Genomic DNA, 21,250 nt, shown 5'->3' with positions numbered 1-21,250 from the left:
TCCTCCGGCTGAAAGATTGGCCGCCAGCCAACCTGGGGCAGCCGCAGCAACCGGACTTTAACGGTGACATCCCTTAATCCGCCTGAAGCTGGCTCCTGTCCGGGGACCTGATTATATGCCTGAAGGCCGGGGTCGCTTGACGGACAACCCGCCAAAAAAGGCCATGCAGATGGCCCTGCATAAAGGGCCTGCGCAGTTGGGGGCATAACAGGATCAGGTAAGCCAGCTATTTTGGTTGCGCTATGCCGGGGTCGCGGTGAGAGAGCGGGCTATTTGCTGTAAAAAATCGGGGATACGGATTTCCAGCCAGTACTCCGGCCGCCACAGGCTGCCGCTGACAAAGCCCACGTGCCCACCCCGTCGAGAGATCTCCAGTTCTACCGAGGGGCTGCATTCATCCGGTTCCGGTACTGCCGTCGGGCAGATGAAGGGGTCATCCAGTGCGTGAATTATCAGGGTCGGCCTTGCTATCTGCCTGAGCAGCGGCTTACTGGACGCCCGGGTGTAGTAATCCTCGACATCCAGGTAGCCGTGCAAAGGCGCCGTGAACTTGTCATCGAAAACGCGGAAGTTGCGGAACAGCTCGGCATCATTCACGTCCGGTAGCTGGCGGGCAAGCTCAACATCGGCGCTCTTGCGGCGCAGGCTCTGGCGCAGGCTGTCCAGCAGGTGGCGCTGGTAGACCCGGGAAAGCCCGCTGTTGATCCTGCGGCTGCAGGCATGCAGGTCCAGCGGAGCCGAAACCGACACTGCCGCCACCAGGGGGCTGCTGTCGCTGTCCTCCCCCAGCCATTTCAATAATACATTCCCGCCCAGCGAATAGCCTACGGCCATCAATGGTGTATTCGGCAGTTCCCTGCGCAGGACACCGGCCAGCCAGCGCGGATCATCACTGTCGCCACTGTGATAGGCCCGCGGGAGCTTGTTGGGGATGCCCCCGCAGCCACGAAAATGCATTACCGCAACCTGGAAGCCGCGCTTTTGCAATGCCTGCATGATGCCCTGGGCATAGGGAGAGTTGACCGAGCCTTCCAGTCCGTGGAGGACCAGCACCAGAGGCCTGGCAGGATCATCGTGGAGTTCCTCCGGCATATGCAGCGCGATGACATCCCCATCCGGGGTATGGAGCCAACGGCTGTGTGTCCGGACCCAGGGCTTCGGGCGATGGAATCGGGGAAATACGGTCTGGAGGTGACAATTGCCCAGGCCGGTGGCCGGGCGGAACTTCTCTGTCATGCAAGTCAATCCGGTTCGGGGAGGCGCTACCTTACCAGAAACAAGGGGGTCAGGAACCGCCCTGTGGGGACCCGGCATCTGCACTTGCCTCTCCAGCGCGCTCGGCGGTCATCGCGGCGTCACCTTCCGGGCCAGCCTCCGGTTGCTCGACCCGTGCGTAAAACCGGTAATCGCCATCACGCATCACCAGGTAAACGGTATAGGGGGAAAATTTATCACCGTCGTACATTCCGGGGCTCCCCTCCGGCATCCCGGGCACGGTCAACCCAATACTACCCTCCGGGGGATTGGCGAGGAATTTCCGGATCAGCCGGGCCGGCACATGACCCTCGAACACATACTCGCCATTGAACACGCCGGTGTGGCATCCCTGCATACCAGTGGGGATACGCCACTTGCCCTTCAACTCGCTGAGTTCATCGTTGCTGGCGTTCACCACCGGTGTCTGCATGCCATTGCCCTGCAGGTGCTCCATCCACCTTTTGCAGCAAAAACAGAAGCGATGCTTGTAGACCGTGATGACCGGTTGTTGCACTGCTGCCTGTTGCTGCTCAGCAGTTCGCCCCGGTTCAGTCGCACTATCATCGGCACGGGTGGGATTGACTATGGTAAGGCACAACACTGCCACCACCAGGGCAAGCGGGGAAACAACCGATGATTCAGCGGATTTCCGCATAATGAATGGCATACAGGCCTCCCCCATCGGTCCACTGGTGTACCAGTGTAAAGCCGGCTTCACGGAGCATTTCAGCAAACCCCTCCAGGGTATATTTGTGGCTGTTTTCCGTGTGAATGGTTTCGCCCTCGGAAAAATCAAAACACTCGCCTGCTATATGCACCCGCTGGGGCTTGAGGCTCACCAGGTGCATCTCCACCCGCTGCTTGAGCGCATGGTAGAATGAGCGGTGGGCAAAGGCGTCCAGGTCAAAATCCCCACCCAGCTCACTGTTAATACGTGTCAGCAGGTTCTTGTTGAAGTTCGCGGTAACATGTTCGCTGTCGTTGTAAGCCCGCTCCAGTACGACCGTGTCCTTGACCAGGTCGGTGCCAATCAGGATGCCGTCCCCGGTAGAGAGATGGGCCGCAAAATCCGCCAGCAGCTGGCGCGCGGCTTCAGGGTCAAAGTTGCCAATGGTGGACCCCGGGAAAAAGATTACCCGCCGGCCACCAGGGGATTGTCTCGACACGCCCTGCCAGGCCTCCGGTGCGGTAAAGTCACCAACATGCGCCTCCACTTTCAGGTCAGGCAATTGCCTGCGAATGCGAGTTCGTGCAGCGAGCAGGATTTCCGGCGAGATGTCCATGGGGATGTATGCCCGCGGTTCTTCCAGCGCCTGCAACAGTGGTTCCACTTTCTCGCAGTTACCGGCGCCCGGCTCGATAATCACGCTGTCGGGCCCGATCAGCTTCGCCATATGTGGCAGGTGGTCACGGAAAATCCCGGCTTCGGTGCGGGTCAGGTAGTAATCACTGAGCTCGCAGATCTGCTCAAAGATGCGCGACCCCTCTTCGTCATAGAGGTATTTGCAGGGGAGCGTTTTCTGCTCCTTGCGCAGGCCGGCAATGACATCGCGGCGGAAAAATTCTGTTTCACTGACTTCATTCGCTGGCGATAAGGCCATATTCATACTGGGTCTCCTGCCAGCCTGACACCGGTAAACTGCCATCCCTGGTGCGGGTAAAAGAAGTTACGGTAGGTCATACGGATATGATCTGCCGGAGTAATACAGGAGCCACCTCGCAATACTTTCTGGTTACACATGAACTTGCCGTTGTATTCACCTACCGCATCATCACTGGCGCGGAAGCCCGGATATGGCAGGTAGGCGCTGGAGGTCCACTCCCACAGGTCGCCGAGGAACTGGTGCTGGCCCGCGCTTGCGCAAAGTGGGCGGAACTGGCGCTTCTCCAGCAGGTTGGCAGAAGCCAGCTGGTCGGGCTGGCGGATCTGGCAGGCAGCGGCTTCCCACTCCGCTTCTGTCGGCAGTCGTTTGCCGGCCCAGGTAGCGAACGCGTCAGCCTCGTAAAAGTTCAGGTGGCAGGCGGGTTCACCATCGACCAGCGGCTGTAACCCACCGAGGGTAAACTGCATCCAGCGCCCCTCCCTCTGCTGCCAGTAAAGCGGCTTCTCCCAACGCTCCTGCTGCAGCAATGACCAGCCATCGGAGAGCCAGAGCCTCGGGTTCCGGTAGCCACCATCCTCAATAAATTCGATAAACTCGCGGTTGCTTACCAGCCGCGATGCGATATGGAAATCCTCCACCAGCTGCTGGTGTGCCGGGCTCTCATTATCGAAATAAAAATGGTCCCCCTCGGCACCAATGGCATAGGCCCCGCCGGGAATTTCCAGCCACCGGAGTGCCGGCGCATCGGCGCCCTCCTCTTCTTCCGGGTCGCAGGAGAGATCTGCATAGGCTGGCTGCAGGGGGTTAATGGAGAATGCATGCTTGATATCGGTGAGCAGCAGTTCCTGGTGCTGCTGTTCATGGTTCAGGCCCAGGGCAACCAGTGCCTGCAGCGCCTCAGAAGCCGGATAGTCGGACAGGAGCTCCTGCATGGCCAGGTCCACGGACTGGCGATAGGCAAAGATACTGTCTATGTCCGGCCGGGACAGCAGTCCACGCCGGGGGCGACTGAAAGGCGTACCCAGGCTGTTGTAATAAGAATTGAACAGCTCGTGATAGTGGCTGTTGAACACCCGGTAGCCGGGCAGCGCGTTGCGCAGGATGAAGGTTTCAAAAAACCAGGTGGTATGGGCCAGGTGCCATTTGCTGGGACTGGCGTCGGGCATGGACTGCAGCTGCATATCCTCTGCCGAGAGTGGATCGGCCAGTGCCTCTGTCTCGGCCCGCACTCGCTGGTACCGGGAGATGAGTTCAGCCTGGGTTTCGTCAGATACCTCTCGCGCCAGTAACGTCATGCGATGGATCACTGCTGCTGCTTTTCATTGATCATACGCAGTTTTGGCGTGATTCCGATAGATTTGCCAGTGCGGCGGGATTTTTTGGCGCTTATTTCTTTGTATTGATTGCCTCGCCAGAAAAAGAAAAGGCCGGCGAATGCCGGCCTTTTCCTACTGCTTTGAAAGCACGCTGATCAGAAGCGAACGGTCACGTCCGCACCGAACATGCGCGGCTGGAAGCGCCAGCCGGTTTCGGAGCCGATAGCACTACCCGGGCCACCGAAGGAGCCCACCACTTCCTCGTCGGTAAGGTTCTGGACCCACGCGGATACGCTGTAGGTATCGCTGGCACTGTGGAATGCCACACGGGCATTCAGCAGGTTGTAGTCCGGAACCACCAGGGACGGATCAGAAATGGTACCGACACGCTCGTCAGTCCAGTTGTAGTCACCACGCAGGACGACATCAGCACCGGAGTTCATGCCGATGGTGTATTCCGCCATCAGGTTGAACTTGTTTTCCGGGGTGCCGACGCGCGGCTGGCCGGTACGGTCATCCTCGGCAGTTTCACCGGCAGCCTCGATCACCTGGTAACGGGTGTACTCGGTCTGCAGGTTGGAGTAGTTACCGCCGATCAGCAGGTTGTCAGTGGCTGCGAACAGCACCTCCACCTCTGCGCCCTGGCCTTCAGCGTCTGCGTTACGCAGGTTGTAGCTGGGGATCGGGAAGCCGATCAGGCTCAGCTCCTGCAGGTTTTCGTACTCGTAAGCGAACAGGGACGCATTCAGCTGCATGCGGTTGTCCAGCAGGTTGGACTTCATGCCCACTTCGAAGTTGGTAACGTTCTCCTGGTCAAAGGAGTTTTCGATATTCTCACCGTAGTTGAGGCTGTTGAAGCCGCCCGCCTTGAAGCCGTTCGCCAGCGAGGCGTAGGTCATGACGTTGTCGTTCCAGGTGTAATCCAGCACCACGCGACCGGACAGGTCAGACCAGCTGTCGGACGGCGACTCGGAGATCATCGGCTGGCCACCGCTGAAGAACGCGATACCGAACGGCAGGCCGTACAGTTCGTTCTGGTACTGGGTGTCGATGCTGAAGTCTTTCTCGTCCTGCGTATAACGCAGGCCGAAAGTCAGGTCCATACGATCGGTCAGGGACCAGGTGGCATCACCATAGATGGCCGCAGAACGGTAATCACCGGTGTTCAGCACGTTCTCACGCCAGTTGGCATCGGTGCCCTGTACGAACGCATTCGCTCCCTGGAACAGGCAGCCCTGCAGCAGGGCCGGGTCGCTCAGCGCCGGGGCGCAGGAGAAGGTGCTCAGGAACTGGCCCCAGGCTTCCGGGGATTGCTGCGCCCGGGCAACCAGGGACGGCAGCAGGTTCTGGCCGAAGAAGCTGGCGATCAGGGCGCCGTCGAGGCCGTAGCCGCGAATCATCTCGCGTGCTCCAGGAACAACTTCGCGAACCTGCTCGTCGGTCATCTGGGAGATGGCCATCAGCTGCGGGGTCAGCTCATCGATAACCGGCTGCTGCATTTCGGGGGGCAGCGCACCGGCCAGGCCCAGCAGGTCCATCGGGCTCTCACGCAGCGCAGTGTAGAGGGCGAAAGACTCGAAGGTGCTCGGGGTGAAGAACGCCTCGGTATTGTGCTCGAGCTTCTCCTGGGAGTAGGAGGCACCCAGGGTCCACTTCAGGGTGTCGCTCTCGCCGTTGAGGCGGAATTCCTGGGAGAAGTACTCCTGGTCATCGTAGTTGGCGGAACCGAAGAAGAAGTCCGGGTTGTTCGCGCCGTCCTCATCCTGGCGAATATAGGCCTCGAAAGTGCGATACGCCGTGATGGAGGTCAGGGTAACGTTATCGAAGTCATGGGTAACCTGCAGGGAGGTACCGTACAGGTCGCGCTCTTCCAGGTTATTGAAGTCCAGCGCTACGTCGCCAAAGACATCGCCGCCGCCAACTGAAATAGCGTCGTTGGTAGAGACGCGGGTGGCACCGTTCTGGTCCAGGCGGCTGTATTCACCACGCCACAGGATTTCAGTGTCGTCGGTGGGCAGCAGTGATACGGACGCACGCAGGGTCTTGGTGTCCTGGCCGCCCCAGTCAGCGCCGTCGAGGGCGTTGGGGTAGTAGCCGTCACGCTTGTCGCTGGAAGCTGTCAGGCGCACCGCCGCGCGGTCGTTGATGGCGCGATTGATGATCACATCCGAGGACAGGCGGCCGTAGTTGCCGGCGGTCATGGAGACCTGGGTCTGGTCCTCGTTGAACGGGCGCTTGGTGATGATATGGATGGCACCACCGGTGGCGTTGCGGCCAAACAGGGTACCCTGCGGGCCTTTCAATACCTCTACCCGCTCGATATCAGCCAGCGGCACCTCGGCGCCGGCGCCACGGCCGGTGTAGACACCGTCGACATACACCGCCACGGCCGGGTCAGAACCAACGGTGAAGTCGGAAGTCTGGATGCCGCGGATGTTGTAGGTCGGCTGCAGGGCTGTGTCGTTATTCATTTCGACACCGGGCGTGGACTTACCCAGGTCGGTCAGGCTCTGTGCACCCATCTTCTCGATGTTGTCGCCGGTGAAGGCGGAAATCGCAATGGGGACATCCTGGAGGTTCTCCGAGCGCTTCTGCGCGGTTACCACTACTTCCTCGATCTCGGCCGCATAGGCAGAGCCGCTGATGGCGGTGGCAAAGGCAACAGCCTGGGAGAGAATGGACAGACGGAAGTTCCGGTTGCTACCGGTCTGATCGGCGTCGTGCATCATCGCGTCCTCGCGTTTGTTGTTATAGAAAAGCGTGATGTTCAGTTACGTTTTTGTTATTGGGCGCCATATTACGTGCCAAAAAACAAATGTGAAAGCCTGTTATGACTTTTTTCTAGTGACCAGTCAGTTCTGCAGGCGGTAACCAGTTAGTGGCGGACTCTAATGGCACTCTATTCCACAGAAAAGGCATATTTGTGACTCGTCGATGTCCTCCGGTAACTATTTTGGTGCACGAGTGGCTGATAATATCTCCGGATAACACAACCCTAAGCTCCACTGGATGTACGCATGTCCCTCAATGCCCCGCTTCGCTTCCTGACCCGCACTGCCCTCTTGCTGGCAGCCCTGATAGCCATCGGCCTGCTGGGGGCGTGGCTATGGTTGCGCCAGAGCCTGCCACTACTGGAGGGAAGCCTGGAAACCGGCCAGCTGGATCATCCGGTAACCGTGCGGCGTGACGCCCAGGGAATTCCCCTCATCGAATCCACCAGCCGCGACAGCATCGCCTTCGCCCTGGGCTTCCTGCACGGCCAGGAGCGTTTCTTCCAGATGGACCTGCTGCGCCGCAACTCGGCTGGCGAACTGTCGGAGCTGGTAGGCGATGCAGCGCTGGAGCATGACCGTGAAGTGCGCGTGCACCAGTTCCGCAAACGGGCACAGCGCAATGTCGAGGCCCTGCCGGAGGACCAGCGTGCTGTGCTGGCCCAGTACGTGCGCGGGGTCAACCTGGGGCTGGAGGAACTGGGCAGCAAGCCCTGGGAGTATCTGCTGCTGGGGCAGGAGCCCCGCCCCTGGACCGCAGCTGACAGCATGCTGAGCGTCTTCAGCATGTACCTGAGCCTGCAGAGCCCGATCGGCAAGTTCGAGCAACGGGACACCGCCCTGGCCGACCTGCTGCCGGACGACCTCTACGGTTTCTTCTTCCCGGAGGGCGGCAGCTGGGACGCGCCCCTGATCGGCGAGGCCCGCGGCCCGGTGCGCCTGCCGCAGACCAATATCGCCGCCCTGCTGGAAGAGGCCGATTCCATTGCCTACCAACCCATGGAGAGCGACGACCAGGTATACGGCAGCAACAACTGGGTTGTCGGCGGTGCGCTCACAGCGCACGGCGGTGCCATGCTGGCAGATGACATGCACCTGGGGCTCGACGTGCCCAATATCTGGTACCGGGCGGCCTGGAGCATTCCCGGCACCGATCGCCAGATGCGGGCGGCCACCCTGCCCGGCGGCCCCATTGCCGTCGTCGGCACCAATGGCCGCGTGGCCTGGGGCTTTACCAATACCATGGGCGACTGGGGCGACCTGATTCCGCTGGAGCTGAATGAAGCAGGCAACCGCTACCGGACCCCCGACGGCTGGGCTGAGTTTACCGTCGAGCCCGAGCAGATCGCCGTCAGGGGTGGGGAGCCGGAAACCCTGGAGGTGCGCAAGACCATCTGGGGCCCGGTAGTGGGCGAGGACCACCGTGGCCAGCCCCTGGCCTACCGCTGGGTGGCCCATGACACCCGCGGTGGGAACCTGAACCTGCTGCTGATGGAAACGGTGGAAACTGCCAGCGAGGCGCTCGACCTGGGCCCCCGGCTGGGCATCCCCCACCAGAACCTGGTGGTCGGTGACAGCCAGGGGAATATCGGCTGGACGGTAGGCGGTGCCATTCCCCGGCGTGTGGGGCTGGATGGCAGCCGCTCCGTTTCCTGGGCCGACGGTACCGCATACTGGGACGGCTACCTGGGTGCTGAGGAGCAACCCCGCGTCTACAACCCGCCCTCTCACCGCATCTGGACTGCCAACAGTCGTGTCATGGACGGCCCGCAACTGGCAGTGATGGGCGACCACGGATATGCCCTGGGCGCCCGCCAGCGCCAGATCCGCGATGCGCTGTTTGCCCGGGACTCCTTCAGCGAGCAGGACCTGCTCGACCTGCAACTGGATGACCGCGCACTGTTCCTGGAACGCTGGCAACAACAGCTGCTGGTCCTGCTAGACGGTGAGGATGAGTACGCCGACGTGCGGGCCGAAGTGGAAAACTGGGGCGCCCGGGCCAGCGCCGATTCCGTAGGCTATCGAGTCGTACGTAACTTCCGCCTCAAGTTCCTGGAGTTCACCACAGCGCCGGTACTGACCTACATGCGCCGCTTCCAGGAAGATTTCTCCTTCGGGCCGCGCAAGCGTCAGCTGGAATATGCCGCCTGGGAAATGAACCACTCTGAGCCAGCGCATTTGCTCAACCCGGACTTCGCGTCATGGCGCGAATTGAAGCTGGCCGCCCTGGACGCGGTGCTGGAGAGAATGGCCCGGGACGGGCTTCCGCTGCAGGAGCAGACCTGGGGCGTGCAGAATACCGCCCGCATCTGGCACCCGCTTGGCCGCGCAGTGGCGCCGGTAAACTGGCTGACCGCGATGCCGGCGGATCGGCTGTCCGGCGACACCCACCTGCCCCGCGCACAGTCCCCGACCACCGGTGCCTCCCAGCGCATGGTGGTGTCATCGGGATCAGAGGAGAGCGCCATTTTCCATATGGCGACCGGGCAGAGCGCCCACCCGCTTTCGCCTTTCTTCGCTAACGGCCACCGTGACTGGGTCGAGGGGAACCCCTCACCGCTGATGGAAGGCAAGACCCGCTACACCCTGACACTCCAGTAGCTGTTGTGGCCCGGGCCTGCGTCTCAGGCAGTTTCGTCGAGGATGGCGAAAGACAGGAAAGAAGTCAGCAAGCCCAGCGCCGCCACAAAGGGCAACAATGGGAAACAGAGCATCAACAGGGATGCGGCAATCCAGAGATTCTTAACCCAGCCCCGCTTTACCCGGTAAGCCCGGGTATAGCGCCGGGTATGGCTGTCATTTGGGTCCGGCAGGGAAATCTCTTCTTCCGCCGGCGTAAAGCAGTGCACTAAAAGCGTGCAATAAAATCGGATCAGCGCGACAACCATGCTAGACACCACTGGGAAAATCTATCTGCAGTATAGATAGCCGTGACGTCTCGGGTGGCTTGTGGCCACCGTTCAAAGTGGTTGCAGCTGTCAGTCAGTGGAAGGGTCCCGACGGTCAGGCGGGCACGTCGGCAAAAAACCGGGCAGTGAAGTCGTCGTCAGCGAAACCACTGCAGCTTTTCATGCAGGCTGACAACACCACCGACAATCGTTAGAGCGGGCGCCTGGACTTCACGCTCACGGGCCAGGTCCGGCAGTGTCTGCAGGTTGCCGACCACGACCCGCTGCTCCGGCGTGGTGCCCTTCTCTACCAGTGCCGCTGGTGTTTCCGCCGGCAGCCCATGGGCCGCAAGCTGCGCGCAGATGGTGTCCAGGCCGGTAAGCCCCATATAGAACACCAGCGTCTGGCCCGGGGAGGCAAGCTCCTTCCAGGGCAGGACCAGCTCCCCCTCCTTGAGGTGCCCGGTAATAAACCGTACCGACTGGGCATGGTCACGGTGGGTCAGCGGGATACCCGCATAGCTGGCACAGCCTGAAGCCGCCGTGATACCGGGTACCACCTGGAACGGAATCCTGGCATCCGCCAGCCGGTCAATCTCCTCACCACCGCGGCCGAAAATAAAGGGGTCACCCCCTTTCAGGCGCAGGACTTTCTTGCCCTCCCGGGCCAGGTCCACCAGCAGCTGGTTGATATTGTCCTGGGGAACCGAGTGAAACTCTTTTTTCTTGCCGACGTAAACCCGTTCGGCATCGCGGCGCACCAACTCCAGCACTTCCTTCGATACCAGCCGGTCATACAGCACGACATCCGCCTGCTGCATCAGCCGCAGCGCGCGGAAAGTCAGCAGGTCAGGGTCACCGGGCCCGCCGCCCACCAGGTAGACCTCGCCGGTGGGCTCGGGGCTTCCGGCCCACTTTTCCAGCACCTCGAGCAGCTGCGCCTCGCCCTCTTCCGGCTTGCCGGACTCCACCTTGCTGGCAACCGGGCCGGTAAAAACCCACTGCCAGAAATCCTTTCGCTGGGGCTCCGGCAACGCCTCCTTTACCCGGTCCCGGGTCCGCGCGGCCATTTCCGCCATGGAGGCCACCGCCGGCGAGAGCAGTGCCTCCAGCTGCGCGCGAATGCTCCGCGCCAGAACCGGGGCCGCGCCACCGCTGCTGATGCCAATCGACAGCGGACCGCGCTCCACCAGGGCGGGCACCGTAAAAGTGCAAAGCTCGGGGGAGTCGACCACATTGACCGGCAGGCGCAGGGCCCGGGCATCGGCGGACACGATCGCATTGACCGATTCCTCCGAGGTCGCGGCAATTACCAGCTCGCCAAGGTCGAGAAATTCTGTGCGATACGGCTCGGGGTAATACTGGCCACCGCTCTCGCGCACCAGCTCACGCAACTCGTCGGTAATGTCCGGTGCGACCACTACCAGGCGGGCGCCCGCCTTGCGGAGCAGGCGTGCCTTGCGGGTGGCGACGGGCCCGCCACCCACCAGCAGGCAGGGGCGGTCGATCAGGTCAAATGCGAGGGGGATATAGCGCACTGGTTGTTATCCGTTATTTCAATGCGGCCCACGCCCTGGTGCAGGGCATCAGCCAATACTTTCGATACCGCCCATATAGCTGCGCAGTGCCTCGGGAACTTCGATGGTGCCGTCTTCACGCTGGTAATTTTCCAGTACCGCGATCAGGGTACGACCGACTGCGAGCCCGGAACCGTTCAGGGTATGCAGCAGCTCCGGCTTGCCGGTCTCCGGGTTGCGCCAGCGGGCCTTCATTCGGCGCGCCTGGAAATCCCCGACCAGTGAGCAGGAGGAGATCTCGCGGTACTTGTCCTGCGACGGAATCCACACCTCGATATCGTAGGTCTTGCGTGCGGCGAAACCGATGTCGCCGCCACAGAGGATGACTGTGCGGTAAGGCAGGCCGAGCTTCTGCAGGATGGTTTCCGCGTGGCCGGTAAGGTCCTCCAGGGCCTGCTCCGACTGGTCGGGGCGGGCGAACCAGACCAGTTCAACTTTTTCAAATTGATGCTGGCGAATCATGCCGCGCGTATCGCGGCCGTGGGACCCCGCCTCGGAACGGAAGCAGGTGGTGTGTGCCACATACTTGTGCGGAAGGGATTCCCCCTCCTCGACAATCTCATCGCGGTACAGGTTGGTCAGGGGCACCTCGGCGGTCGGGATCAGGTAGAAATCCCGCTCGTCTTCCAGCTTGAACAGGTCCTCGGCAAACTTGGGCAGCTGTGAGGTCCCGAACAGCGAGTCGCTGTTGACGATCACCGGCACGTTGGCCTCGCGGTAACCGTGCTGATCAATGTGCACATCCAGCATGAACTGGGCCAGTGCGCGGTGCAGCTTGGCTACCTGGCCGGTCATTACCGCGAAGCGGGAACCGGTGAGCTTGGTTGCAACCTCAAAATCCAGGCCGTTCAGCTGGGCTCCCAGGTCGACATGGTCGCGAACTTCGAAGTCGAAGCTGCGGGGCGTGCCCCAGGTGCGGACCTCGACATTGTCATCCTCAGTCTCACCCTCCGGTACGGCGTCATCCAGCAGGTTGGGGATCGCCGACAGGATCGCGTCCAGCTCCCCCTGCAGTTCGCCGAGCGCCTCCTTGGCCTCACCCAGCTGGCCGCCCAGGGACTCAACCTCCTTCAATAGCGGGGCGATATCCTCGCCCTGCGCCTTGGCCCGACCAATGTTCTTCGATTTGCTGTTGCGCTCACTCTGCAGGCTTTCGGTGCGAACCTGTAGTTCCTTGCGCCGCTCCTCCAGCTCCTGGAGGCGGGCAGTATCGAGTTCGAAACCGCGCTTTTTCAGAGTCGCGGCCACTTGGTCCATCTGGGTGCGAATGAGTTTGGGGTCGAGCATGGTGCTTTGATTACCGCTTATAGATATTTCATTGTCAGGGCGATAGCCGCGCCGGTGGCAGCCAGGCAGAGCACCAGGCTGATCAGAATATAGGCAAGGGCCATCAGGGGCTGGTTATTGTGCCACAACAGCAGTGTTTCCAGCGAGAAGGTGGAGAATGTGGTGAGGGCGCCGAACAGCCCGGTCATCAGCAGCAGGCGCCATTCCGGGGAGAGCAGACCCCGCTCGATGATCGCCACATAGACCACGCCGATCAGGAAAGAGCCCATGATATTGACGATCAGGGTGCCGAGCGGAAAGCGCCCCTCGAATACCGGATAGCTCCAGACGCTAACCAGGTGGCGGATCAGGGCTCCGACCGCCCCACCCACTGCAATTGCCAGCCACTGCATTCGACTTTCCCGTGTCTATCGACGCTGTAGGGGAGAGAGCGCCGCCGTTGAACCCCCTGCCCGATTCCGGGCCGGTCATATGACCCGAATTCTACCGGAATTCGCCGCCACGGACACCGGGGCGGTCCGAATCGGCCGCCTGCCGTTACCCCACTGCCACCCGGTGCTTCATGGCACTGAAGCGCCATGGCCGCCCGGAAGAAGTGGCCGGGGTGGTGGCATTCCTGGCGGGACCGGAAGCAGCCTTCATTACCGGTTCGCACTACGACGTCGATGGCGGCTTCAAGGCCTGATCGACCTTCCCATTCCTTCATCGAGGGGCCCGCATGTGCGGGCCCTTTTTGTTTCTACAGTTTCTTCTACTCTCCGCCATCCCGGCCATACCGCTGCTGTGCGCTGTCGCGGTTCAGCTGTCTCAACTTCTCCAGCTTGTCGCCGATCTTCAGCTCCAGCCCGCGGGGCACCGGGTGGTAGTAAACCCGCTCGTGGATTTGCTCGGGGAGGTAATTCTCGCCTGCGGCAAAAGCGTCGGGCTCGTCGTGGGCATAGCGGTACTCCGCCCCGTGCGCCATGCTCTTGGCCAGCTTGGTGGGGGCATTGCGCAGGTGAATCGGCACCTCGTAGCTGGGGTCCCGGCGCACGTCCGCCAGCACCCGCTTGTAGGCGCTGTAGACGGCATTGCTTTTCGGGGCAACCGCCAGGTAGGCAATTGCCTGCGCGATGGCCAGCTCCCCTTCCGGGCTGCCCAGGCGCTCCTGCACATCCCAGGCACCGAGGGCGACCTGTAATGCGCGCGGATCGGCGTTGCCGATGTCCTCGCTGGCCATGCGCACTGCCCGCCGGGCGACATAGAGCGGGTCGCAGCCTCCGTCCACCATGCGCGCGAACCAGTAGAGCGCGGCATCCGGGTCCGAGCCGCGCACCGCCTTGTGCAGCGCCGAGATCTGGTCGTAGAAATAGTCGCCGCCCTTGTCGAAGCGCCGCACATCGGCGCTCAATACTTCCGCCAGTACCGCCTCGTCGATCACGTAGCGGCCGCCCTCTTCCCGCGACAGGTCACAGGCGATTTCCAGCAGGTTCAGGGCACCGCGGGCATCGCCATCGGCAGCCCGCGCAAGCTTGGCCAGTATCTCTTCGCCGATCTGTGGTTGCAGCCTTTGCAGTGCCTCGTCTTCCGCCAGGGCGCGGTGCAACAGTTGCAGCAGTTCTTCTTCCGATAGATTGCGCAACATATAGACGCGACAGCGGGACAGGAGCGCGTTGTTCAGCTCGAATGAGGGGTTCTCCGTGGTGGCGCCGACAAAGGTGACAGTGCCCTCTTCCACGTAAGGCAGGAATGCATCCTGCTGCGCCTTGTTGAAACGGTGCACCTCATCCACAAACAGGATGGTGCCGCGGCCGGTCTGGGCTCGTTGCTGCTCGGCCTGGGCCACAGCCTGGCGGATATCCTTGACCCCGGCCAGCACCGCGGAAAGCGTGGTGAAATGGGCATCGCACTCCTCAGCCAGCAGGCGGGCAAAGGTCGTCTTGCCCACTCCCGGCGGCCCCCACAGGACCATAGAGTGCAACTGTTCCCGCTCCACCGCTTCCCGCAGTGGTTTTCCCGGGCCCAATAAATGCGTCTGGCCCATATACTGGGCCAGGTTGCGGGGCCGCATACGCGCGGCCAGGGGCTGGTTTTTCGGGGCGGACTGGAACAGGTCACTCATCGCGAATAATGTCGGTCCCGGCCGGTGGCTCGAAATTGAACAGGGCAGCGGCGAGGCTCGGGTTGGCCTTTACGCGACTGAATTTGATTTTAGTGGTCTGCCCCATGCTGTCGCGCACGGTCATCGCTGCGGGCAACCCGCTGTCGGCAAAGCGGATTTCCATGGCGCGGAAGGGTGCCGAGGCGCTTTTCGGGGTGAGCTGGAAGGCACCATTCTTACTCGCCACATTGAATGAGCTACGGATCTCACCGACCTTGCCACCCAGCAGCAGGGCCGGTGTCTCTTTCATGCGCTTGTCGACCGGGCGGATGGTTACCTGTTCCAGGTCCGGGTCATACAGCCACAACTTCTTGTTGTTGGTCACCAGGAGCTGCGGAAATGGCTCGCCGGTTTCCCAGCGCAGTTTCCCGGGACGCTCCACGGAAAAAGTGCCGCTGCTTTTCTGCAACACCTCACCGCGCTCGTCGGTGAGGGTCTGGTGGAATTTACCCGAGATGGAAGCCAGGGGCTGCAGCAGCTGGCTCAGCTCGGCAGTGGCATCGGCCCAGGCAGAGCTGGCCAGTAATGCCGCGGAAGCCGCGAAGGCAGTGACAAATCGTTTCATAGCGAGACTCCAGTGCTGGTATTTTCCCTAAAGCCTAGCCGCCGGCATGTGAACAATAACTGAACCCGGCGGCCAGGCCGGCTATCAGGCGGGTGGCGGCGCCAGCACTTCGCGGTTGCCGTTGTGGCCGGCAGGGGAAACGACCCCGGCCGCCTCCATGGCGTCGATGATGCGGGCCGCGCGATTGTAGCCGATACGCAGCTGGCGCTGCACGGAAGAGATCGAGGCCTTGCGCGACTTGGTCACAAAGGCGACGGCCTCGTCGTAAAGCGCGTCTGTTTCCGGATCGTCGTCTTCACCGCCCTCGGACTGTAGCCCCGGCACCGGGATGCTGTTGTTGCTGTCATCGATGATGCCGTCGATAAAGTCCGGCTCGCCGCGGCGGCTCCAGTCAGCCACGACCTTATGCACTTCGTGGTCATCGACAAAGGCACCGTGCACCCGTACCGGCACGCCACTGCCCGGAGGCAGGTAGAGCATATCCCCGTGGCCCAGCAGCTGCTCGGCCCCACCCTGGTCGAGGATGGTGCGGGAATCCACCTTGGAGGAGACCTGGAAGGCCATCCGGGTGGGCACGTTTGCCTTGATCAGGCCGGTGATGACATCCACCGACGGGCGCTGGGTGGCAAGCAGCAGGTGGATACCGGCGGCCCGTGCCTTCTGCGCAATCCGCGCAATCAGCTGCTCCACTTTCTTGCCGACGATCATCATCATGTCGGCGAACTCATCGATTACCACCACGATGGCCGGCAGCGGCTTGAGGTGCGGCGGGGTCTGCTCCGCCTCCGGTACGCTGGAGGCCGGGTCCGGCTGCCAGGTGGGGTCCACCAGCGGCTCGCCGGCGTCGATCGCCTCGCGTACCTTGCGGTTGAAGCCGGCCAGGTTGCGCACACCCATGGCCGCCATCAGCTTATAGCGCCGCTCCATTTCGCCCACACACCAGCGCAGGCCGTTGGCGGCATCGTTCATGTCGGTGATCACCGGCGTGAGCAGGTGGGGGATCCCCTCGTACACCGAGAGCTCCAGCATTTTCGGGTCCACCAGGATCAGGCGTACCTCATCCGGTGTGGACTTGTACAGCAGGCTGAGCAGCATCACGTTGATGCCGACGGACTTACCGGAACCGGTAGTACCCGCTACCAGCAGGTGCGGCATCTTGGCCAGATCCGCCACCACCGGCTGGCCGGAGATGTCATGCCCCAGCGCCAGGGTCAGCCGGGACTTGGCGTTGTCGTAGACATCCGCCGACAACACCTCGGAGAGGCGCACCATCTGGCGGTTCTCGTTGGGAATCTCGATACCCACCACGGATTTGCCCGGGATTACTTCCACTACCCGCACACTGATGACCGCCAGTGAGCGCGCCAGGTCCTTGGCCAGGTTGCTGATCTTGCTGACCTTCACACCCGGTGCCGGCTGGATTTCAAAACGCGTCACCACCGGGCCCGGCAGCACCGATACCACCTCTGCCACCACGCCGAAATCCTTGAGCTTGAGCTCCAGCAGGCGCGACAGCGCTTCCAGTGACTCGCGGGAGAAACCGGCTTTCTTGTTCTTGTCCGGGGGGTCCAGCAGCGACAGCGGCGGCAGTGTGCCGGTCACCGGTCCGCTGGAGAACAGCTCGCCCTGCTTTTCCTTGGCGGCCCGCGGACTGGGCTTGGGCGCTGGCAACGTGGGTTCGATTTTCGGTGGGATACGTTTCGCGGTGCGCTGCTTCTCCTCAGCCACCGCCGCTTTGCGCACCACGACAGCCTGCTGCGCCGCCCGCTTCTCCGCACGTTCCTGGCGCGCACGCTGGTAACGCTGGCCAAGCCAGGCGAGCAAACCCAGCAGGTTGCGGCCAATACTGTCCGCCAGCTTCAGCCAGGACAGGCCGGTAAATACGGTAATGCCAATGGCGAACAGCGCCAGCAGCAGGATGGTGGCGCCGACATACCCGAGGCTGGTTTCCATTGACTGGGCCATCGCCGCCCCGACAATCCCGCCATTGGAGAACGGCAGGGGATCCTCGGCCTGGGCAAAACAGAGGGTGGCGAGGCCGGCGCCGGTGGCCAGCAACACCGCCAGTCCGGTGACGCGCAGCGTGAAGAGGGGCCCGTGAAAGCGGGCGTTGCGATCCCGCAGGATCCCGAATGCGCGCCAGCCGATCAACAGGGGAAAGAGGTAAGCCATCCAGCCCAGCAGGGACAGGCACACATCCGCCAGCCAGGCTCCGGTCGGGCCGATGGCGTTGTGTACCGACCCGCCCTGCCCGGTGTGGGACCAGCCCGGGTCCTGGGGGCTGTAGCTTGCCAGGCTGATGGCCATCAACAGGGCCCCGGCCAGCAGTGCGATCAGGGCACCCTCGCGCAAAAGCCGGGCGATCAGCGACTCGGGCAGGCTTCCGTCCTCGGTTTCTGTTTTATCGGTTGCGCTCTGGGCCTTCACTGGCGTACCTCGATGATTCTTGTATTGGCCCCGGGGCATCGCCTGCCCCGAGGAAGTGCTCTGTGTACTACAGAGACGCCTGAAATACCACTCTCATGCTGCCTGAGAGTTTACTTTAAGATAGTTTTAATTCATACAAATCAATACGTTAGGGGATTTTCCTAAGCAGAATTGTGAGACAGTTCAACAAGTCTCTCGCCTGGCCCCACTGCTGCCCCGGGCTGCGGCCCCGAATGCGGCCATGCCGGCTGGCGCCGGGTTACCAACAGCGGGATAGTGGCGTGCAATCATTGAAATTGAGGCAAACTATTTCGCTACCCCCTGCCCTTCCCCTATGATACCGCTCAACCTGATAGCCTCGGCTGATCAATTATTGGCCGACTGCCGCCCGCATAACGGAGCGGATACACTGTTGTTAACGGATTTGTTGAAGAGCCATTTATGAGTGACAAGCATCATCAGCTGATTATTCTCGGTTCCGGCCCGGCCGGTTACACGGCGGCAATCTACGCCGCTCGCGCCAACCTGAAGCCGGTGGTAATTACCGGCATGCAGCAGGGTGGCCAGCTGACCACCACCACAGAAGTCGAGAACTGGCCGGGCGGTGTTGCCGAGCTACAGGGCCCCGACCTGATGGTGCAGATGCAGCAGCATGCCGAGCGCTTCGAGACCGAAATCATTTTTGACCATATTGATTCGGTAGACCTGAAGCAGCGCCCCTTCACACTCAAGGGCAATGAGACCTATACCTGCGATGCCCTGATCATCGCAACCGGCGCCTCCGCCCAGTACCTGGGCCTGCCGTCGGAGGAGGCGTTCCAGGGCCGCGGCGTTTCCGCCTGTGCGACCTGCGATGGCTTCTTCTACCGCGACCAGAAGGTCGCCGTGGTGGGCGGCGGCAATACCGCCGTGGAAGAGGCGCTCTACCTGTCCAACATCGCCAGTGAAGTTACCCTGATCCACCGCCGCGACGAACTGCGGGCCGAGAAGATCCTGCAGGATCGCCTGATGGACAAGGTCGAGAACGGCAATATCAATGTCTGCTGGCACAACACCCTGGACGAGGTACTGGGCGACGACAATGGTGTGACCGGTGTGCGCCTGCGCAGCACCAAGGACGACAGCACCCGGGAGCTGGAGGTTTCCGGTGTGTTTATCGCCATCGGCCACAAGCCGAACACAGACATCTTCGCCGACCAGCTGGAAATGAACGGTGGTTACATCATTGTCCAGAGCGGCCTCGACGGGAATGCTACCCAGACCTCCATCCCGGGCGTATTTGCCGCCGGCGATGTGTCGGACCACATCTACCGCCAGGCGGTCACCTCTGCCGGGACCGGCTGTATGGCTGCGCTCGACGCGGAGCGCTTCCTCGACAGCCTCTGAGCGCATCCCGGCGGCGCCGGTAAACGCAAACCAGTTAAAGGGCGATCTTTGTGATCGCCCTTTTCTTTTGTACGCTTTAGGTAATACAACGCCAGGTAATACAACGCCGCCAGCTGGCATTGTGCGACCAGTCCCGAGGAGCACATACGGAAAGAGATGACCGCGAACAGTGAAGAGCGCCTGAGCCTGCTGGGAGATGGGCAGCCGGAGTTCCCCCCCACCCACCTGGCACTGCGGGAGCCGAATGGCCTGCTGGCCGTCGGGGGGCGACTGAGCCCGGAATGGCTGCTGGCCGCCTACCGGCGTGGAATCTTCCCTTGGTATTCGGATGGCCAGCCAATCCTGTGGTGGTCCCCGACCCCGCGCTGCGTGGTGCTACCCGACCAGTACTCGATCGGCCGCAGCCTGCGTAAGACCCTGCGCCGGGGCCGCTATTCCGTAACCTTCGACCGCTGTTTCAGTGATGTGATCGATGCCTGCAGTGAGCCCCGCGCGGACGATGAGGGCACCTGGATAACCGGCGAAATGCGTGACGCCTATGTTGAGATGCACCGGCTTGGCCACGCCCACTCCGTGGAGACGTGGGAGGGAGACCGCCTGGTCGGCGGGCTTTACGGGCTTGCCATCGGCCGCGTATTCTTCGGTGAATCCATGTTCCACCGGGCTACCGATGCCTCCAAAGTGGCTTTTGCCCACCTGGTCCGCCAGTTACAATCCTGGGACTGCCCACTGATTGATTGCCAGGTAAGCAATCCGCACCTGGCCAGTCTCGGCGCAGTGGAAATCGAGCGCACGGCATTCGAACGGCTTCTGGCCAGGGGAACAGCAATGAGTGGGTTCCCGCGCCCCTGGACACTGTCGTGGAATATTGAGCAGGACTTATGAGCACGTACTCCCAGCTGGATTCGGTGCGGTTACTGGCCACCCTGCCCCACCCCTGCGGCTACCTGCCGGGGCGGGAAGCAACCACGGTATTTATCGACCCCCAGACGCCGGTCAACCAGCGACTGTACAGCCAGCTCTCAGAGCTGGGCTTCCGGCGCAGTGGCGAGTACCTGTACCGGCCGCAGTGCGCCAGCTGCAAGGCCTGTGTCCCCGCCCGGGTACCCGTAGGCCTGTTCGTGCCCGACCGCAGCCAGCGACGCTGCTGGAAGCGCAATCGCGACCTGGATGTCTTCCATGTCGACACCATCGATACCGACGAGCACTACCAGCTGTACGCACGCTACATTGAGCAGCGCCACCGGGATGGGGAAATGTACCCTCCCAGCCTGGACCAGTTCCGCGACTTCCTGTCCCCCGCCTGGGGCAGCACCCGCTATATCGAGTTCCGCGCCCGCGGACGCCTGGTGGCCACTGCGGTGACCGACCTCCTCACCGCGGGGCTGTCAGCGATCTATACTTTTTTCGACCCGGACGAGACCCGGCGCAGCCTGGGCAGTTACTGCATCCTCTACCAGGTCGAATGGGCCCGACGCCTGGGCCTGCCGAGCCTGTACCTGGGCTACTGGATCGAGGAATGCCAGAAAATGGCCTATAAAACCCGCTTTGAACCGGTGGAATTGCTGCGGGATAACCGCTGGCGCCTGAAGTCGGGCTAGCGGTCCCGGCACGGGGTTTTGCCCTGCCGTCTTTTTTCGTGCAAAATACGCGCCCGTCGCACCGCGGCCCGGCCTGTGTGCCGCCGGGGTAAAAGGTCAGATAAAGTTATTTTGAAGGTTACTGCCGCATGGCGAAAGACGATTACATTGAGATGGAAGGCGAGGTGATCGACACCCTGCCGAACACCACTTTCCGCGTAAAGCTCGAAAACGGACACGTGGTGATCGCGCACATCTCCGGAAAAATGCGCAAGAACTACATCCGCATCCTCACTGGCGACAAGGTCAAGGTAGAGCTGACTCCCTATGACCTGAGCAAGGGCCGCATCACTTACCGCGCCCGCTGAGGAAGCCGGTAACAGGCATGAAAAAGGCCACCCCTGGTGGCCTTTTTCGTTTGGGGGGCGTCGCCCCGCCCGGTCCGGGACCGG

Annotated in this window: 18 protein-coding genes; 6 read left to right on the top strand and 12 right to left on the bottom strand. The window is 61.9% G+C overall.

What is annotated here, in order from left to right:
- Window positions 1–240: 240 nt before the first annotated feature.
- From ACH6CX_RS01310 to ACH6CX_RS01290, 5 genes are all read right to left on the bottom strand, one after another.
- The gene (locus ACH6CX_RS01310) at window positions 241–1,236 is read right to left on the bottom strand and encodes a hydrolase (protein WP_232942473.1); all 996 of its coding nucleotides are present in this window, start codon (window positions 1,234–1,236) and stop codon (window positions 241–243) included.
- 49 nt (window positions 1,237–1,285) lie between these two features.
- Window positions 1,286–1,924, bottom strand: coding sequence for a DUF411 domain-containing protein (locus ACH6CX_RS01305; RefSeq protein ID WP_396674396.1), 639 nt, complete (start codon window positions 1,922–1,924; stop codon window positions 1,286–1,288).
- The gene (gene egtD / locus ACH6CX_RS01300; protein WP_396674394.1) at window positions 1,896–2,864 is read right to left on the bottom strand and encodes an L-histidine N(alpha)-methyltransferase; all 969 of its coding nucleotides are present in this window, start codon (window positions 2,862–2,864) and stop codon (window positions 1,896–1,898) included. Before egtD ends, ACH6CX_RS01305 begins: the two co-directional genes overlap by 29 nt.
- Window positions 2,861–4,168 (bottom strand): ergothioneine biosynthesis protein EgtB, encoded by a 1,308-nt coding sequence (egtB, locus tag ACH6CX_RS01295; RefSeq protein WP_232942467.1) that lies wholly within the window; start codon window positions 4,166–4,168, stop codon window positions 2,861–2,863. Before egtB ends, egtD begins: the two co-directional genes overlap by 4 nt.
- Before the next feature lie 164 nt (window positions 4,169–4,332).
- Window positions 4,333–6,903, bottom strand: a complete 2,571-nt coding sequence (locus ACH6CX_RS01290) for a TonB-dependent receptor (protein ID WP_232942465.1) — start codon at window positions 6,901–6,903, stop codon at window positions 4,333–4,335.
- Window positions 6,904–7,194: 291 nt separating this feature from the next.
- Here ACH6CX_RS01290 and ACH6CX_RS01285 point away from each other — a divergent pair, with 291 nt between their 5' ends.
- The gene (locus ACH6CX_RS01285; RefSeq protein WP_396674391.1) at window positions 7,195–9,549 is read left to right on the top strand and encodes a penicillin acylase family protein; all 2,355 of its coding nucleotides are present in this window, start codon (window positions 7,195–7,197) and stop codon (window positions 9,547–9,549) included.
- A 23-nt stretch (window positions 9,550–9,572) separates the two neighbouring features.
- Here the strand turns inward: ACH6CX_RS01285 and ACH6CX_RS01280 are convergent, their stop codons facing one another.
- From ACH6CX_RS01280 to crcB, 4 genes are all read right to left on the bottom strand, one after another.
- Entirely contained in the window at window positions 9,573–9,836 is a 264-nt protein-coding gene (locus ACH6CX_RS01280) for a hypothetical protein (protein WP_232942461.1), read from the bottom strand.
- Between the two features lie 158 nt (window positions 9,837–9,994).
- The gene (cysG, locus tag ACH6CX_RS01275) at window positions 9,995–11,374 is read right to left on the bottom strand and encodes a siroheme synthase CysG (protein ID WP_232942459.1); all 1,380 of its coding nucleotides are present in this window, start codon (window positions 11,372–11,374) and stop codon (window positions 9,995–9,997) included.
- A 48-nt stretch (window positions 11,375–11,422) separates the two neighbouring features.
- Window positions 11,423–12,700 (bottom strand): serine--tRNA ligase, encoded by a 1,278-nt coding sequence (serS, locus tag ACH6CX_RS01270; RefSeq protein WP_334078885.1) that lies wholly within the window; start codon window positions 12,698–12,700, stop codon window positions 11,423–11,425.
- Between the two features lie 17 nt (window positions 12,701–12,717).
- Window positions 12,718–13,092, bottom strand: coding sequence for a fluoride efflux transporter CrcB (crcB, locus tag ACH6CX_RS01265; protein WP_232942455.1), 375 nt, complete (start codon window positions 13,090–13,092; stop codon window positions 12,718–12,720).
- A gap of 170 nt (window positions 13,093–13,262) precedes the next feature.
- Here crcB and ACH6CX_RS01260 point away from each other — a divergent pair, with 170 nt between their 5' ends.
- Window positions 13,263–13,385 carry an SDR family oxidoreductase gene (locus ACH6CX_RS01260; RefSeq protein ID WP_334078886.1) on the top strand — a complete coding sequence of 41 codons (123 nt, stop codon included), beginning with the start codon at window positions 13,263–13,265 and terminating at the stop codon, window positions 13,383–13,385.
- 66 nt (window positions 13,386–13,451) lie between these two features.
- Here the strand turns inward: ACH6CX_RS01260 and ACH6CX_RS01255 are convergent, their stop codons facing one another.
- The 3 genes from ACH6CX_RS01255 to ACH6CX_RS01245 all read right to left on the bottom strand — a co-directional run bounded on the left by ACH6CX_RS01255 (window position 13,452) and on the right by ACH6CX_RS01245 (window position 17,832).
- The gene (locus ACH6CX_RS01255; RefSeq protein WP_396674388.1) at window positions 13,452–14,801 is read right to left on the bottom strand and encodes a replication-associated recombination protein A; all 1,350 of its coding nucleotides are present in this window, start codon (window positions 14,799–14,801) and stop codon (window positions 13,452–13,454) included.
- Window positions 14,794–15,405 carry an outer membrane lipoprotein chaperone LolA gene (lolA, locus tag ACH6CX_RS01250; protein ID WP_396674386.1) on the bottom strand — a complete coding sequence of 204 codons (612 nt, stop codon included), beginning with the start codon at window positions 15,403–15,405 and terminating at the stop codon, window positions 14,794–14,796. The genes ACH6CX_RS01255 and lolA overlap by 8 nt, the downstream gene beginning before the upstream one ends.
- Window positions 15,406–15,489: 84 nt before the next feature.
- Window positions 15,490–17,832, bottom strand: coding sequence for a DNA translocase FtsK (locus ACH6CX_RS01245; RefSeq protein ID WP_396674384.1), 2,343 nt, complete (start codon window positions 17,830–17,832; stop codon window positions 15,490–15,492).
- A 441-nt stretch (window positions 17,833–18,273) separates the two neighbouring features.
- On the opposite strand from ACH6CX_RS01245, the gene trxB reads away from it, so the two are divergent.
- The 4 genes from trxB to infA all read left to right on the top strand — a co-directional run bounded on the left by trxB (window position 18,274) and on the right by infA (window position 21,166).
- Window positions 18,274–19,218, top strand: a complete 945-nt coding sequence (gene trxB / locus ACH6CX_RS01240) for a thioredoxin-disulfide reductase (RefSeq protein ID WP_232942447.1) — start codon at window positions 18,274–18,276, stop codon at window positions 19,216–19,218.
- 156 nt (window positions 19,219–19,374) lie between these two features.
- Window positions 19,375–20,103 carry a leucyl/phenylalanyl-tRNA--protein transferase gene (gene aat, locus ACH6CX_RS01235; RefSeq protein ID WP_232942445.1) on the top strand — a complete coding sequence of 243 codons (729 nt, stop codon included), beginning with the start codon at window positions 19,375–19,377 and terminating at the stop codon, window positions 20,101–20,103.
- Window positions 20,100–20,819, top strand: coding sequence for an arginyltransferase (locus ACH6CX_RS01230; RefSeq protein WP_396674381.1), 720 nt, complete (start codon window positions 20,100–20,102; stop codon window positions 20,817–20,819). Before aat ends, ACH6CX_RS01230 begins: the two co-directional genes overlap by 4 nt.
- Window positions 20,820–20,947: 128 nt before the next feature.
- Entirely contained in the window at window positions 20,948–21,166 is a 219-nt protein-coding gene (gene infA / locus ACH6CX_RS01225) for a translation initiation factor IF-1 (protein ID WP_010130378.1), read from the top strand.
- Window positions 21,167–21,250: the final 84 nt, after the last annotated feature.

It is taken from the genome of Microbulbifer sp. JSM ZJ756, from assembly GCF_044383805.1.
Lineage (GTDB): Bacteria > Pseudomonadota > Gammaproteobacteria > Pseudomonadales > Cellvibrionaceae > Microbulbifer > Microbulbifer zhoushanensis.
This window is presented reverse-complemented; position numbering and strand designations above follow the sequence as displayed.